The sequence below is a fragment of the Streptomyces sp. NPDC001137 genome (assembly GCF_040298885.1).
Taxonomy (GTDB): domain Bacteria; phylum Actinomycetota; class Actinomycetes; order Streptomycetales; family Streptomycetaceae; genus Streptomyces.
In genome coordinates, this window is the sequence record NZ_JBEPBA010000010.1 from 294,137 (window position 1) to 308,434 (window position 14,298).

Consider the following 14,298-nt stretch of genomic DNA (forward strand, 5'->3'; position numbering starts at 1 on the left):
ACACGAAGGGCTCCCGGCGCACTGCCGGGAGCCCTTTTCAGCACGTGGCCGCAGGCGGCTACCGCACGTCCACGTAGTCGCCGGCCGCGCTGACCGCCGGAGTGGTCGCCGTGCCCGCGAAGCTGTAGCGGAAGTAGCCGTCGGTGGCGGCGGTGACGGTCGTCCTGAGGGCGCCCGTCGAGTTGGTCCTGATCGTCTTCACCGTGGTGTAGGTGCTGCTGCCCTTCTTGCGGAACTGCAGCTTCACCGGCTGGTTCGCGTAGCCGTGGTACAGGTTGTCCTCCCAGTTGGCCCGGGAGAGCTTGCCGGTGACCGTGAGGGTCTTGCCCTTCCGCACCGGCTCCGGGGAGGCGTTGACCGTCAGCTTCGAGGCGCGCTGCACCTTGAACGTGGTGGCCGCGTCCCGGTGGATGTAGTTGAAGTCATTGGCGGACACCAGCGTGCCGAGGTCCCAGGTGGCCGCCGCGTTGTTGTCGACGAAGCCGGTCGCCGCCTGCGGGTCGAAGGTCAGCGTGCCCGAGCAGGTCGACGTGGTGTCGCTCAGCTTGACGCAGGTGATGTCACCGTCGTCGTACCAGATCTGCGCGAAGTTCGGGTTCGGGCCCTGGGCGTGGATGTACGTGGTCTCCTTGATGCCCGAGTCGTCCGACGCGGTCACGGACACCTTGGCGGTCACCACCTTGGTGGTTCCGACCACGACCGGCTTGCCGCCGTTGACGACGACCTTGTCGATCGTGATGTTGCCCGAGCCGCCGTCGTCCGCCTGCGCGGCGGTGGCACCGGCTACCCCGGCGACCAGCGCGAAACTGGTCCCGAGCAGGGCAAGGCGCGCGGTTGTGCGCATGGATGGTTCCCCCCACTGAATCTGTGATCGGTCAGAGGGAGCCTACGGTGTTGGCCAAAGCTTTACCACGCGATTGTTTGAGCAACTCCACGCTCAGAGCGCTTCGTTGTTCTCCTTGGCCACAGGCCGGGCCTCGGGCCTAGCCCTGAATCGGCAGGTCTGGATGCGTGAACACGAAGGTCATGTACGCGACTGCCGCCACCGTTCCTATCGCCCCCAGCGCCAAGCCGATCAAGGGCTGGGCACGGCTGACGCCCTGACGGGAGGCGGCTCGACACTCGATGATTCCCCGGACAACGCCCGTAAGACCGACGGGCAGAGCAAGCGGCCACACAACCATCCAGAAGGGGCAGCAGAACCAGCACACGACAGAAGCAGCGCCGAAAACGACGGCCAGTCCCGCTCTACCGCCTGTCACATCATCAGTACGGGTCACGCGCTGATCAAAGCAGCCCGGAGTGATGGCTCAACAATCACCTCACCCCGGCCATTGGCTCGGGTCAGAGAGCTTCCTTTGACGGAGTGATCGGCTCGCCCGCCTTACGTACTACGGGCAAGACACTCCACGGGAAGTTGATCCAGTCGTCGGTCCGCTTCCACACGTACTCGCACTTCACCAGCGACTGCGACTTCTCGTAGACGACGGCGGAGCGGACCTCGGCGACGGTGTCGAGACAGAAGTCGCGTACCAGCTTCAGCGTCTTGCCCGTGTCGGCGACGTCGTCGGTGATGAGCACCTTCTTGTCGGAGAAGTCGATGACGTTGGGAACGGGAGCGAGCATGACCGGCATCTCGAGGGTGGTGCCCACGCCCGTGTAGAACTCGACGTTCACCAGGTGGATGTTCTTGCAGTCGAGGGCGTAGGCGAGCCCGCCTGCGACGAACACGCCCCCGCGGGCGATGCTGAGCACGATGTCCGGCTCGTACCCGTCGTCGGCGATGGCCTGCGCGAGCTCGCGCACCGCGTGCCCGAAGGCCTCGTAGGTCAGGTTCTCCCGCGCACCGCTCACCGCACTCGCTCCGCTCACACCTGGGTCCGGTGGAAGTTGAGGTAGGACCGGGAGGCGGTGGGACCGCGCTGCCCCTGGTACCGGGAGCCGTACCGCTCGCTCCCGTACGGGAACTCGGCCGGCGAGCTCAGCCGGAACATGCACAGCTGGCCGATCTTCATGCCGGGCCAGAGCTTGATGGGCAGGGTGGCGAGGTTGGAGAGCTCCAGCGTCACATGCCCGGAGAAGCCGGGGTCGATGAACCCGGCGGTGGAGTGGGTGACCAGTCCGAGCCGCCCGAGCGAGCTCTTCCCCTCGAGCCGCGAGGCAAGATCGTCGGGAAGCGTGATGACCTCGTACGTGCTGGCGAGGACGAACTCCCCGGGGTGCAGGATGAACGGCTCGTCACCCTCGGGCTCCACGAGCCGCGTCAGATCGGCCTGCTCGACGGAGGGATCGATGTGCGGGTAGCGGTGGTTCTCGAACACCCGGAAGAACCGGTCCAGCCGCACGTCGACACTCGAGGGCTGCACCATGGATTTGTCGTAGGGATCGATCACCACCCGCCCGGCGTCGATCTCGGCCCGGATGTCCTTGTCTGAGAGAAGCACGCCCTGAGGATACGCAAGGCGCGCGGACCGGCCACAATCCGGCCACCCGCGCGCCCGCTACGGCTCCGCCTAGTACTTCTGCCTCTCGAGGCTGACCGGCACCACACTGCGGAGCCGGGCACACCGTGGGCACCGGAGGAGCCGGCCGGGGCCGAGCCGCTCGGCCTGCTGCATCGGGAACGAAGCGGTGCTGAACACGTGCCCATCGGCACAACGGACGACGGTGCGCTCCATCAAGTCCAAGAGTCCCTTCCCCAAGAGCCACGTCCGGCTACTGCTCACCTGACGACAAATGCCACATTACGGGATCAAAGGAACGACTCTCCAGGGGGCTCTCCGACCTCCCCAGGACCCTCACCCACCCCCACACCGTACGCCCCAACTCCGGCCCCCCGCAGCCTCATCGCCCCCCGAAACGCACGACGGCCCCACGGCTTCAGCGCCGGGGGCCGGGGATGAGGTAAGGTGACGATGCGTTCGGACACCGACTCCGGTCGGCGTCTTACGCGGGTGTAGTTTAATGGTAGAACATCAGCTTCCCAAGCTGAGAGCGCGAGTTCGATTCTCGTCACCCGCTCCACTTCGAACCCCCAGGTCATTGACCCGGGGGTTGCTTGTTGTCTAGTCCAATTTGGGGGCGGCGTGCCCTTGGCGTGCCCTAAGTGCAGGTCGAGAGCCCTTTCCGCGGCCCTCCAATGCCGCTTCGGGAGTCTCAGCCGCCAGGTGTCCCGAATCGTGAGACGCATTTCGTGTGACCCGGGTCACCATTGAGAGCCGGACCTGCGAAGTCACGTAAGCAAAGCCGGAGTTGCCCCAGGACCCGCTTGACCGTGCTGGGCCGGGGCCGCTCAGGTCAGGCAGGAAATAGTTCGAGGATGCGGGTGACTCGCCCCCAGCCGGCCACCAGCGTGGCGGCGAGAACCGCTGCCCCAAGGGTCAGCCACGGACGCACATCCTCTGCCACCCCCATCGACGGCAGGGCGCGTGCGGCGCCGGCTGCCGCAGCCATGGCCGCGAGGATCGCCATGGCGACGTGGGCCGACTCGCGCCAGGTGTTCCGCAGACGCGACACGGGCCGGACATCTTGGAGCAGCTCGACGGGCAGAAGCGCCGCCTGTCGGCCGTACAAATGGTTCTCGGCGATGACGAGCTGCAGCCGTGCCAAATCGGTCAGCGCGGGCTCCGGGTCGACGTCCACCTGGTGCAGCGCCACCCGCTGCACCCCGGCGACCAGCGCGGCATGCCGTTTGATCGGCCGGAGCCTGGAGGAGCGGCGCGGAACCGAGCCAGCGATGCTGTGTACCTTGAACAGTCGCTTCTCGATGTGCCGACAGCTCTGATCCAACTGCCGCAGCGCCCTGGACCGGCCCCTGCCCCGAGGTGCAGTGCGTACCTTGGCTGCGACCACAACCGCATCGATCACTGCCAGGACCAGCCGGTAGCGAGCGGTCGAGCTCCATCGCATGGCCCAGAACACGGGCCATAGGAACACGCCAGACATGATCGCGAGCATGATCGTCCAGTCAAGGAGACTCAAGGCCGGGGTGTTCCCATCCTCTGCCGTCCAGTGAAGGTGCTCTATCGCCCGCGCACCCCAGGCCCAGCGCAGGTGTGAGACTCCGGCCTCGGCCAGTGCGAGCGATAGTCGCCAACCCGCCCACGCCGCGATCCAACCCCCGACGACACCGACCGCGCAGGCCACCCAGTTCGGACGCCATGAGCTGAGAATGCCGCGGACCCTTGCAGCCTCTTCCACCGGGATGCCCAGCTTCCCCAGGGCCGCGTCCAGCTCACCCTTACGTAGTCCTGCCCAGCCGCTCTCTTGGGCAGATCGCCTGAGCCAGAGGCGGTGGCGAGCCCATAGACGCATGGCCCAGCGCTGCAGACGTAAGTCGTACGACGCCACCCAAAATCCCCCCGCCTGCGCTGTGCCTCATGTGGTGCGGAGTCGCAGTATGTACCATCTGGTGCCGCTGCCGCAGAGCAAGCAGCTTGCTCGTTCCGGCAGTTGATGCGGGGTAGCACTCACAGCCAGGCTCGTTCGAGCAGCGTCGCCGGACGCGACTATCGCGGCCAGTAGCGAGGCAGTTCCTTGACAGGGTCAACCAGATCGAACCGCTGCTTGCTGCCGGGGTTCAGACCTTTGATGTGGACGAGCTGCTGGCCTTCCGCCGCGTCGAGTTCACGGACGATCAGAGGCATGGCGGCGATCACAGCACCCATGGCAAGCCCCAGGCCGGCCATGCCTTTGTGACCATGGCTGAACCGGATGTGGTGCATGCCGGACTTCTTGATGGCGGTCGTCTCCGACGGGTCTTCCAGCTGACGTCCGTCCTTGGTGAGGAAGGCTTCGAAGCCTCTCTTCGCGGCGTCGGGGAGGAGGGCGAGGTCCTTCTTCCCCGTCCACTTGATCTCGCTGACGTGGCGCACCTCGTGCCCGGGCAGCAGCCGCCTGAGCATCTCCAGCATCTGTACCGGGACGTTCTCGTCAATGAGGATTCGCATCAGGCAGCGCGCGGTCCCGGGCTGTAGCTGTCCACGTACAGGGCGAAGGACACCGCGTCGCGGGCTGCCTCCGCTGTCACACCGGGGTAGTAGTCGGCGATCTTCTCAGGTGGGATGCCATCCTCCACCAGCTCCGCGACTGCGTCGAACGGGACGCGAGTGCCGGTGATGACCGGCTGTCCCCCTTGCGTCTCGGGGTCCACGCTGACGTGCTGCTTCGGCCGCAGCAGGTGCGGGACCACGACGCCGGCGCGGGGCGCGAACTCCTGGAGGATGTCCTCCATGGTTGCGATGACCCGCTGTCCGGGGTGCTTGACGAGATCCGTCGCGTGATCGTCGTTGTCATGGCCCACGAGGACAATGGAGTCGCCCTCAGCGACCAGCGAATAGCTGGACAGGTGCTCGAACTCGCCGAATCGCTTCAGTGTGGCCAGTGCCTTGCGGATCTTCTGCAGCGATACGTCTTGCCTGAGGATCGCGAACGCGCGTAGCGCTAGGACGTCCCGGAAGGAGTACAGGGCAGGCTTGGCCGCGAGCTCAGGGCAGAGAATCGGTCCATTGCCTCGATCCTGCCGCCATGAGCGCAGCTGCCCGGTGGTGGCCCCGGAGAGAGCCGCAGCCATACGAGTCGAGTACGCCATGATCCACTCCCTCCAGTTCTCGCGAGATCTTCTACCCCCAGCATCCCAGTTGTGCGCTTCAGGACGCTACAGGAAGACGGAGACGCAGGACCGAAAGCGGCATGGAGGTCATTGAGCCAGCCAGCACGCTTACGATTCGCTGCCTCCCCACGCAGGGGGAGCCGGCGGAAGAGCCGGTCCCCCGAACGAGGCAAGAGAGGCTTACGCCTCCCGAGCGTCTTGCTGCGCCCCTGACGAGGCTTCGCGGAGCCTGGTACGCACTTCGGCATCGATCCCGCGTGCCAGCCGCCGCTGATGCTTCGCCGTCGAGTGCTGATAGATCAGCTGGGCCCGCTCCGAGGACTGGCCGGCGCGGACCATCAGGTCCTTCAGCTTGGCACCAGTGTCGGCGGCCAGGGTGTTGCCGGTGTGGCGGAGGTCGTAGAAGCGGAAGTTCTCCGGCATGCCGACCTTGGTCCTCGCCTTGCGCCACTTGCGGCCGAAGGTCGAGCGGCGGAAGGGGGCGCCCTTCTCGCCGACGAAGAGGAGGCCGTCCGGTCCCTTCTCGGCGAACCACTGGAGGTGGCGGCGGATCTCCGGGAGCAGGAAGTCGGGCAGGTAGACGGTGCGTTTGCCCGCGCGGGTCTTGGGGTCGCCGGTGACCCTTCTGCCGTTCGTCAGCTCGGGGGATGCGTGCGTGACGCGCAGCGCGCATTCGTCGAGATCGACACTGTGACGGCGCAGTTCGGCCAGCTCCTCCGGGCGGAGAGAGGCGAAGGCGCCCAGCAGGACCATCAGGCGCCAGCGCGGGCCCAGGGCGTCGGCGAGGTCGAAGACCTGCTCGACGGTGGCGGTGGGGCGTTCGTCGGCCTCCTCCTTGCCCGCGCCCTTGATACGGCATGGGTTGCTGCGCAGGAGGTCGTCGTCGACCGCCGTCTGCAGGATGCCCTTCAGCAGGCGGTACGACTTGGCGACCGTGGTGGCGCCGGTCGCCTTCAGACGCTCGGCTCGCCACGTGCGGACGGAGGGCGGGGTGATCTCGTCCAGGTCCTTGCCGCCGAAGGTCGGCAGGAGGTGCAGGCGCAGCAGGCCGTCGTAGCGGTCGACGGTGGTGAGGGCCAGGCCGCGCTCCTCCATCCAACGGAGTGCGTACTTCTCGAAGTTGACCGCGCCGGCTTCCGGATCGCGCCATACGTTGCGCTCGATGTCGGCGCGGACGAGGTTGAGCCAGTCCTGGGCGTCGGACCTGGTCTCGAACGTCTCCGGTGCGGTGTACCGCTGGCCGTCAGGTCCCATGTAGCGGGCCTGCCACCGGCCGGAGGCGAGCTTGCGCACCGTGCCGAACTCGCGCCGCCGCTGCGGCTTGCGTCCCGCCATCAGGCCGCCTTCCCGTAGCGGGCACGGACACGGCGCACCGGCTCGACGGTGCGCGCCTCGACGTACTCGGCGATCGCGCTTTCCGGGATGCGCACAGGGCGGCCGAGCTTCACGTAGCGGATGCGGCGCTCGGCGATCAGGCGACGGACGAAGCGCTCGCCTGTACCGAGCATTTCGCCAGCCTCGGCCACTGTCAGGAGGCGATCAGCCATTTGCGGTCACCTCCTGTGCGGTGCGAGCGGTGCGCTGGGAGCGGGGACGGGCAGGAGGTATTGCGGGTCGGCGCAAGGGCGACGGGTCCTTTACTCGGGGTGGTTCTGGGCGGCAGACCGTTCCTGCTGGCAGCGCTTGGCGTTACGCGGCGCGGGGCCCATGGAGGAGGGCCAGGGGCGAGACCCGGAGGGCCTGGGCGAGGGCGACTAGGTCGTCGATGTCGCAACGGCGTTGGGCGCGTTCGATGCGAGACAGCATCGTGTTGGTCATCGGGCGGCCGAGGGCGGTGACGCGGGCGGCAAGCTCGCGCTGGGCGAGGCCGCGTTCGGTGCGGAGGATTTCGATGCTGCGGGCGGTCCGTATTCCGGCCGGTCCGATTTCCAGGGATCGTGCTGCCATGGCTCCATTTGTAGCTTGCATTCGCCGGTTTGGTTAACCGGCGATCGTCGGCTATGTTGCGCCCGGCCGACGGCCGGGGCTTACTTCTGGGCTGGGTTCCGGATGTCCGGCTGGCGGCGTCTTCGCCAGCCGGATGACACGCTCTGACGTGGGGTGTTGTGTTGTAGCTTGCGCTCGCAGCGGGAGTCAACGGTCTCCCGACGTGATGCTTCTGGCTTTAGCTGACGAACCATTATTTCGGCAACCGCCGATTCGGGTTTATGGTTTTGGTGATGCCTCGCAGCACACGTTCGCCGTCAGCTGTCTGATTTCCCGGCGGAATGCTGGACTTGTGCGGCATGCATGTGGCTGTCTTGGCTATACGACGCCACCAGCCCTCCCTCGCGCCTTCGGACCGGGGCTGTGCGCCACCCCCCTTCCCCTGCACCGCCCGACGAGGGCGCCCACACCGCCACGCCCTCACCTAGGAGCCGCCGCCCGATGAGCTACGACGCCCGCGAATGGGTGTGGGACCACAGCCACAGCAAAGGCACCGCCCGCATGGTCCTCGCCCTCATCGCCGACCGGTGCCGCGACCGGCACTGCGTCGCATACGCGTCCGTGCCCACCCTCATGAAACGCGCCAACGCCTCCCGCACCGCCGTGCGCGACGCCCTGGCCAAGCTGATCGCCGGCGGCGAGCTGGTGCAGCTCGCCGGCCGCAAAGGGCCCCGGGGCGAGACGTACTACTGCCTCCCGTTCGCCGCCCGGTTCCTCGCCGAGCAGGCCGCGGAGAGGGACCGGAATTCGGCCCTGCAGGGGGATCAGATTCCGACCCTCGGGGGGTCGGAATCCGACCCGGTCGAGTCCTTCGAGGGGGGATCGGAATCCGACCCCGGGGAACGGAATCCGGCCCCCAGGGGGTACGGATTCCGACCCGGTGGGGGTGCAGATTCCGACCCCCAGAACAGAAGAGAACCGAAGGTGAACGGTAAGAGCAGCAGCAGCTCTGCCCCGCTCATCTCCGCCACCGAGTGGGAAATCGACGACGACGCCCGTGCCTGGCTGCAGCACCACGGCCACCTCGACCGCCTCGGCGATCACGCCCTGCACACCGCCGACGAGAAGTGGCGCACCTACCGGGCTGCCTGGGCGCCCCGCACGGCCGCCGCATGGTCAGCCGACTGGCGCGCGTGGATCGCCCGCGAGCACACCCCCGCCCCTGGCCGCCCCAACCTCTACGCCCTACCAGGCGGCACCACACTCACCCCAACAACGCCCGGCATGACGCGCTCCGAGGCGCACATGGCCGCCCTGCTCGCCGCCCTCGACGAACCGACCGGAACGGAGTAACCCGCCTTTGGACCGACGCGAAGTCGCCGCTGTCCTCGCCTACACCGGCCGCCTCGACCCCCGCACCATCCGCACCGGCACGGGCGAGGCCCGTGACCAGATCGCCCAGTGGCAGGAGCTGCTCGACGACGTACCCTTCGCCACTGACCACGGCTGGGACGTCCGCGAGGCGATACGGTCCCACGTTCTCGACTCGCCGTACCCGATCCTGCCCGTGGACATCGCCCGGAGATGGCGTGCCCACCGACGCGACCGCCTCAACCGGCATACCGACCCCACACCCGCCGCCGACCCCGACGATCCGGCCGCCTGGCGAGCCGAGTTGCTCCGGTCCCGCAACGCGGTCGCCGCCGGCCAGGCCGCCCCTTCGACGCATCGGCAGATCGCTGGCAGTGGCCGGCCTCGCGACATCGAGGAGCGCCTACGCGAGCTCGGGTCGTGCATCCCACCGGCCGTACGCGCCGAGCTCACCCGCTACCGTCCGACCCGCGCCGCGCGCGACGCCGCCGTCGCCGAGGGCATTCCCGATGCGCTCGGCGTCCGATGCGACTGGTGCCACGCACCCGTGGGCTCCCCGTGCCGTCAACGCAGGGCGAGCCCCGACGGGACCGCACGGGGCAACGCCGTACGAGCCACTCCCCACCCGTCGCGCGTCGATCTCGCCGCTACCCGGAAAGGCCGACACCGAGCCGCCTGAACGGGACCGGCTTCGCTCCTCGCGGAGGCTACGTGGGGATACGACCGTCGGTCCCCGCACCGCGTACACGGTCCCGACGAACACTTTGGGGACGGTGTCGCGGGGACGGTGCCGACGAGCACCGGGGACCGGTCCCCTCTGAAACCGCAGCTCAGAGGGCCTTTCATGCCGTCCCCAGAGCGTCCCCAGAACGGGGACCGTCCCCACAGCGGCCCCCTCGGTCCCCTCCGGGACCGGGACCGCGCAGCGGAAAGGGGACCGTCCCCGTGACGACGCGTCAGGGGGACCGTCCCCGATGAGCGTCACATCCTCGTCCCCAAACGTCTGGGGACCGTGCACCGCGGCGCTTTGGGGACCGGTCTCCGTCCCTCTCATTTCAACCGCAGCCCTCGCCCGGACAGCGCCTATCTCGGCTGCCTGTCCAGACCTCAGCCCACCACCGCCGAACTGCTCCGGCCGCTGCCCTCGCGCGGCGCCTCAGCGGCGCTCCCCCACCGAACACACCCAGGAGAACCACACGTGCACGACCGACACCACGAACACACCAACCAGCAGGAGACGCCCATCGCCCCAGACAACCGCGCAGCAAGTTGTCGGGTAAGGAGTCCTTACCCGGCCTTCGCCCCCGGGGTGGCGGAGGCACCCGGCGCCGAGGGGGCACCGGGATCGGCCGGCCCAGGGGTGCCGACCTGTACGGGAGACACCAGACCGTCGCCGCACGCCGCGCAGACGCCGACGCCACAGCGCCGCCTGCGTCAGCCGCGCCTGCGTGAGCGCCGCGTCCACCCCCGTTACAGCGACAGCGAGTTCACCGACCTCGCCCACGGCGCCGCGCTCAGCCGTATGCAGATCGGCGGCTACGTCGCCGAGGCGTCGCTCGCCGCGGCCCGCGCCGAGGACCCCACGGCCGCGATCGCCGACTACCGCACCATGGTCAAGGCACTGATGGCCGCCAACCGGCAGCTCGCCTGGCTCGGCAACAACCTCAACCAGCTCACCTGGCACCTCAACAAGGACGGCGCCTGGCCCGAGCCCGACGTCGTCCATCGGCTCCTGGCCCGCGTCGAAGCGTCGCTCGCCGACGTGGACACCGCCGTCGCCCAGGTCACCGAGGGACGGCAGGGCCGGTGATACCGAAGATCATCACCGGCAAGGGCAGCACCCGCCGTCTTATCGCCTACCTCTTCGGCAAGGGCAACGCCAACGAGCACGTCGACCCGCACCTGGTCGCGTCCTGGAACGACTTCGCCCCCGACCCCGGCCGCAGCCCGCGCCGCGACCCCAAGGAGGTGGAGAAGCAGCTCTACACCCAGCTCGACCAGCCAGTGGCCATGCTCGGCCGCCAGGCTCCCCAGACCACGGTCTGGCACTGCCCGGTCCGCGCCGCCCCCGAAGACCCCATCCTGTCCGACGCCCAGTGGGCGGAGATCGCCCGCCGGATCGTGGCCGCCGCCGGCATCGCCCCCGCCGGGGACACCGAAGCCTGCCGCTGGGTGGCCGTCCGGCACGCCGACGACCACATCCACATCGCCGCCACCCTCGTCCGCCAAGACGGCCGCCGCCCCAAGCGGGACTACGACATGCGAGCCGTCCAGCGCGAGGCCCGCCAGATCGAAGTCGACTACGGACTGAGGCGATTGAAGCCCGGCGATGGCACCGCCGCCAAGCGCCCCACCAGCAAGGAGCACTTCAAGGCCAAGCGCCTGGGCCAGGACGCCACCTCTCGCGAGATCCTGCGCCGGCGCGTCCGCCGCGCCATGGCCGCCGCCTCTACGGAGCCCGAGTTCTTCGTCCTGCTGGAAGCGTCCGGCGTGGTGGTGCGGCCGAAGGCAGAGCCGTCCGGAGACGTGTCCGGCTACAGCGTCAGCCTGCCCGGCGACGTCAACAAGCAGGGCGAACCCATCTGGTACGCCGGCTCCACTCTCTCCGGCGACCTCTCCCTGCCCCAGGTCCGCAAGCGCCTCGCGACGACCGCTCCTGAGCCGGTCACCGTCCGGCCGGGCAACCGGTGGCACCAGGCCACTGCCGCCACCGACCGCATCCCCCACCACCTCACCCACAGCGACGACGGTATGGCCCAGGGACAGCTGGCAGCGCTCGGCGGAGCACTCGACTTGCTCTCCCTCACCGCCCCGGCCGCGGCGCGGGCCGAACTGGAACGAGCCGCAGTAGCCTTCGAGCGGGCCACTCGCTCCCGCATCGCCGCCGACCACGCCAGCGCCCGTGCCCTGCGCCGCAGCGTCCAGGCGATCTGGAACGACCCCGTACGCCACGGCGACGGCACAGGACTGGCGATGCTGATCGACGCCGCGCTCACCGCCGTCGCCTACGCCGTGCACTGGCACCGCACCCGCCGGCACGCCCAGCAGGAGGCCGCAGCAGAACAGGCCCTGGTCCATCTGCAAGCGGCGTACGCGCAGGTCGCGGAACCCGTCTTGGTGGGGCTGGCCCACCGCTCACCGGGTTTGCAGAGCAAGCGCCGCTATGCCCGCCACCTCCAGCAGGCGGTTCCCGAGCACGCCGAGCGCATCCTCAACGACCGTGCCTGGGATGCCCTGGCCACCGTGCTCGCCGAAGCGGAGGCGGCAGGCCACAATGCCTCCGCCCTCCTCGACCAGGCCGTCCGCCAACGCACGTTGGACGACGCCCGCAGCCCCGCCCGCGCCCTGACCTGGCGCATCCACCGCCTCGGCCAGCGCCACGCACCCGGCCCACAGGCACAGGCAGCCAACGCCCGCCACACCGTGCAGCGCCCGGCCGCGCCCTCGCTCATTCCGGAGGCCAAGGGACAACAGCGCTGATCACGTCGCCACGGACACCACAGGGGCGAGGAGCTCCAACGCCTCCTCCCAGCGGTACCGGTCGGCTCCGCCGCCGGCCTTGGGCTTGTGGGGCTCGTACGCGCCGATCAGAACGCCCATCTCGCGCAGATGCTCCAGACTCCGGCGGTAGGAGGGGTGGGCGGCCTGGGCCGAGTTCAGGTACGGCAGGACAGCGGTCAGGATGCCCATGCCGTACGCCTCGCACAGGATGCCCAGAGCGGGTTCTCGTCTCGGTTGGGCGGGGATCAGCGAGAACGGCCAGGGTGCTGCCGGTTGGTGAGGTCCGGGGCGCGGCGCAGCAGGCCCCGTTTCTCCAACCTGGCCGCGACCGTCGCGGTGCCGTACGGGCCAGCGGGTTTTCACCGCCACGCCGCGCAGCTATGCGGTGTTGCAGTCGGTGTCAGGAATGTGTTTCCAGATCGGCGGCCCACCGCGGAGCGGGGTTACGCCTGTGGGTAGACCTCCTCGACCCGGTCGCGCTTGGTGTACATCTCCCAGTAGAGCGAGGCGAGGTCGGCCGGGTCTACGACCGGGAACTCGCTCGCGGCCCCCGACGCCCCGGCAGCCTTCGCAGCCTCGCTACCGCCGATGAACGCGGCGACCGACAGGGTGCCCGCGTAGACCCCGGACTCGGCGAGTTCGCCGTTGAGGGAGTACAGCCAGTTGCGGGCGGCGGCCATCAGCGGGCCGACGCCGCTGGCGTTGGCCATGGGGTGGACCGCGGTCGCTCCGGTGGTCATCAGCAGGGCGCCGTCGCCGCGCTCGGTCCACTCGGGCAGCACGGCCTGGACGATGGCCAGCGGGGTGAGCACGAGCAGCGGCATGTCTTGGATCAGGGTGGCCGGTTCGAGCCGCGCGGCCGGGGTGAAGCCAACGCTGGGGATGGGGCCGTACTCGATGACATCGATCCGGCCGAACCGCTCGCGGATGGACTCGATCACCGTGGGGATCTCCTCCGGCGCGGACAGGTCGGCGGTGAAGCCTGCCGCCTCGATGCCCTCGCCGCCCAGCTGGTCGACCAGCGCGTCGAGGCGGTCCTTGCGCCGGGCCACAAGAGCGACGCGGAAGCCCTCGCCGGCGAATCGACGGGCGACGGAGGCGCCGAGGCCGGGGCCGGCACCGAAGATCACGATCACTTTGGGCATGGGTACTCCTCCAAGTGCCGTCACAGTGACGGTGGATGACGGATGAGGTGGTTGGGTCAGCCCTTGGCGTTCCACACCAACGGCGCCTTGCGAATCCAGGTGGCCTGCTCGATGGCGTCGAGAAGGAAGCCGGCGAGGTCGGCGCGGTTGATCCGGGGCCCCGGCTTGGCCTTGCCGGTCTCGGCGGCCTTCAGCGGGCCGCTGGCGGGCTTGTCGGTCAGTGCGACGGCCCGTGCGAGGGTCCAGTCGGCGTCGGAGGCTCGGACCAGGCGGTCGACGCCGTCGTGGTCGGCGAAGCTGACCTTGAGGTTGGACAGCTTGATCGCGGCCTTGACCGCGGGGTTGAGCCGGTCCCAATCGTCTCCGGCGCCCTGGGTGGAGGTCAGGACGATCCGGCGGATGCCCTGCTCGCCCATCACGGTCAAGGTGTCGCGGGCCGCGTCGCTCATGAAGTGCGGCGGGCTGATCGGCTTGGCCCAGGGGTTGTCGGAGGCCCGGGCGTTGTTCAGGACGCTGATGACCGCGGTCGTGCCTTGGGCGGCCTTGCGCAGGTCGTCGATGTTGGCGGGTGTGCCCTGGATCAGCTCGACGCCGTCCGGGGCCTGGACGGCGCCGGGGTTGCGCACCAGAGCGCGGACACGGTGCCCACGCTCGGCGGCTTGGGCGAGCACGTGCGTTCCGGTGCGGCCGCTGCCGCCGAGCACGAGCAGGTCAGTCATGGGGATCACCTGGAGTGAAGAGAGG

Annotated in this window: 15 protein-coding genes, 1 tRNA gene and 1 pseudogene; 5 read left to right on the top strand and 12 right to left on the bottom strand. The window is 69.0% G+C overall.

Annotated features, from left to right (window positions below):
* Window positions 1-58 precede the first annotated feature (58 nt).
* From ABT254_RS22255 to dcd, 3 genes are all read right to left on the bottom strand, one after another.
* Entirely contained in the window at window positions 59-844 is a 786-nt protein-coding gene (locus ABT254_RS22255; RefSeq protein WP_351472663.1) for a calcium-binding protein, read from the bottom strand.
* A gap of 500 nt (window positions 845-1,344) precedes the next feature.
* Complete coding sequence (locus tag ABT254_RS22260; protein ID WP_351472666.1) at window positions 1,345-1,854, bottom strand: phosphoribosyltransferase; 510 nt, start codon at window positions 1,852-1,854, stop codon at window positions 1,345-1,347.
* Window positions 1,855-1,868: 14 nt separating this feature from the next.
* Window positions 1,869-2,444, bottom strand: a complete 576-nt coding sequence (gene dcd / locus ABT254_RS22265) for a dCTP deaminase (RefSeq protein WP_123966424.1) — start codon at window positions 2,442-2,444, stop codon at window positions 1,869-1,871.
* 506 nt (window positions 2,445-2,950) lie between these two features.
* Between dcd and ABT254_RS22270 the strand changes: the two genes are divergently transcribed.
* A tRNA-Gly gene (locus tag ABT254_RS22270) sits at window positions 2,951-3,024 on the top strand.
* 273 nt (window positions 3,025-3,297) lie between these two features.
* Here ABT254_RS22270 and ABT254_RS22275 read toward each other — a convergent pair.
* The 6 genes from ABT254_RS22275 to ABT254_RS22300 form a co-directional block, all read right to left on the bottom strand.
* Entirely contained in the window at window positions 3,298-3,957 is a 660-nt protein-coding gene (locus ABT254_RS22275; protein WP_351472668.1) for a hypothetical protein, read from the bottom strand.
* 551 nt (window positions 3,958-4,508) lie between these two features.
* Window positions 4,509-4,949 (bottom strand): DUF5615 family PIN-like protein, encoded by a 441-nt coding sequence (locus ABT254_RS22280; protein WP_351472671.1) that lies wholly within the window; start codon window positions 4,947-4,949, stop codon window positions 4,509-4,511.
* A complete protein-coding gene (locus ABT254_RS22285) occupies window positions 4,949-5,572 on the bottom strand; it encodes a DUF433 domain-containing protein (protein ID WP_078935935.1) in 624 nt (207 codons plus the stop codon). The genes ABT254_RS22280 and ABT254_RS22285 overlap by 1 nt, the downstream gene beginning before the upstream one ends.
* 219 nt (window positions 5,573-5,791) lie before the next feature.
* Complete coding sequence (locus tag ABT254_RS22290; protein ID WP_351472675.1) at window positions 5,792-6,946, bottom strand: tyrosine-type recombinase/integrase; 1,155 nt, start codon at window positions 6,944-6,946, stop codon at window positions 5,792-5,794.
* On the bottom strand, window positions 6,946-7,158 hold the full coding sequence (locus ABT254_RS22295) for a helix-turn-helix domain-containing protein (protein ID WP_007492203.1): 213 nt from the start codon (window positions 7,156-7,158) through the stop codon (window positions 6,946-6,948). The genes ABT254_RS22290 and ABT254_RS22295 overlap by 1 nt, the downstream gene beginning before the upstream one ends.
* Before the next feature lie 142 nt (window positions 7,159-7,300).
* Window positions 7,301-7,558, bottom strand: coding sequence for a helix-turn-helix domain-containing protein (locus ABT254_RS22300; protein WP_351472678.1), 258 nt, complete (start codon window positions 7,556-7,558; stop codon window positions 7,301-7,303).
* 480 nt (window positions 7,559-8,038) lie between these two features.
* On the opposite strand from ABT254_RS22300, the gene ABT254_RS22305 reads away from it, so the two are divergent.
* From ABT254_RS22305 to ABT254_RS22320, 4 genes are all read left to right on the top strand, one after another.
* Complete coding sequence (locus ABT254_RS22305; RefSeq protein ID WP_351472681.1) at window positions 8,039-8,890, top strand: helix-turn-helix domain-containing protein; 852 nt, start codon at window positions 8,039-8,041, stop codon at window positions 8,888-8,890.
* A gap of 7 nt (window positions 8,891-8,897) precedes the next feature.
* Window positions 8,898-9,587 (top strand): zinc finger domain-containing protein, encoded by a 690-nt coding sequence (locus tag ABT254_RS22310; protein ID WP_351472684.1) that lies wholly within the window; start codon window positions 8,898-8,900, stop codon window positions 9,585-9,587.
* A 519-nt stretch (window positions 9,588-10,106) separates the two neighbouring features.
* The gene (locus tag ABT254_RS22315; RefSeq protein WP_351472687.1) at window positions 10,107-10,718 is read left to right on the top strand and encodes a plasmid mobilization relaxosome protein MobC; all 612 of its coding nucleotides are present in this window, start codon (window positions 10,107-10,109) and stop codon (window positions 10,716-10,718) included.
* The gene (locus tag ABT254_RS22320) at window positions 10,715-12,388 is read left to right on the top strand and encodes a relaxase family protein (protein ID WP_351472690.1); all 1,674 of its coding nucleotides are present in this window, start codon (window positions 10,715-10,717) and stop codon (window positions 12,386-12,388) included. Before ABT254_RS22315 ends, ABT254_RS22320 begins: the two co-directional genes overlap by 4 nt.
* On the opposite strand, the pseudogene ABT254_RS22325 reads toward ABT254_RS22320, so the two are convergent.
* The 3 genes and pseudogenes from ABT254_RS22325 to ABT254_RS22335 all read right to left on the bottom strand — a co-directional run.
* A pseudogene (locus ABT254_RS22325) lies at window positions 12,389-12,631 on the bottom strand (flavoprotein); the annotation flags it as partial. It abuts the gene before it with no gap.
* Between the two features lie 221 nt (window positions 12,632-12,852).
* Complete coding sequence (locus ABT254_RS22330; protein WP_274241413.1) at window positions 12,853-13,554, bottom strand: SDR family NAD(P)-dependent oxidoreductase; 702 nt, start codon at window positions 13,552-13,554, stop codon at window positions 12,853-12,855.
* Window positions 13,555-13,610: 56 nt separating this feature from the next.
* Window positions 13,611-14,273, bottom strand: a complete 663-nt coding sequence (locus ABT254_RS22335; protein WP_351472693.1) for an NAD(P)-dependent oxidoreductase — start codon at window positions 14,271-14,273, stop codon at window positions 13,611-13,613.
* Window positions 14,274-14,298: the final 25 nt, after the last annotated feature.

Bases quoted from the DNA above. Each gene is read 5' to 3' on its own strand.
- ABT254_RS22255 (WP_351472663.1), bottom strand. From the start codon at position 844: ATGCGCACAACCGCGCGCCTTGCCCTGCTCGGGACCAGTTTCGCGCTG.
- ABT254_RS22275 (WP_351472668.1), bottom strand. From the start codon at position 3,957: ATGCTCGCGATCATGTCTGGCGTGTTCCTATGGCCCGTGTTCTGGGCC.
- ABT254_RS22280 (WP_351472671.1), bottom strand. From the start codon at position 4,949: ATGCGAATCCTCATTGACGAGAACGTCCCGGTACAGATGCTGGAGATG.
- ABT254_RS22285 (WP_078935935.1), bottom strand. From the start codon at position 5,572: ATGGCTGCGGCTCTCTCCGGGGCCACCACCGGGCAGCTGCGCTCATGG.
- ABT254_RS22290 (WP_351472675.1), bottom strand. From the start codon at position 6,946: ATGGCGGGACGCAAGCCGCAGCGGCGGCGCGAGTTCGGCACGGTGCGC.
- ABT254_RS22295 (WP_007492203.1), bottom strand. From the start codon at position 7,158: ATGGCTGATCGCCTCCTGACAGTGGCCGAGGCTGGCGAAATGCTCGGT.
- ABT254_RS22300 (WP_351472678.1), bottom strand. From the start codon at position 7,558: ATGGCAGCACGATCCCTGGAAATCGGACCGGCCGGAATACGGACCGCC.
- ABT254_RS22305 (WP_351472681.1), top strand. From the start codon at position 8,039: ATGAGCTACGACGCCCGCGAATGGGTGTGGGACCACAGCCACAGCAAA.
- ABT254_RS22330 (WP_274241413.1), bottom strand. From the start codon at position 13,554: ATGCCCAAAGTGATCGTGATCTTCGGTGCCGGCCCCGGCCTCGGCGCC.
- ABT254_RS22335 (WP_351472693.1), bottom strand. From the start codon at position 14,273: ATGACTGACCTGCTCGTGCTCGGCGGCAGCGGCCGCACCGGAACGCAC.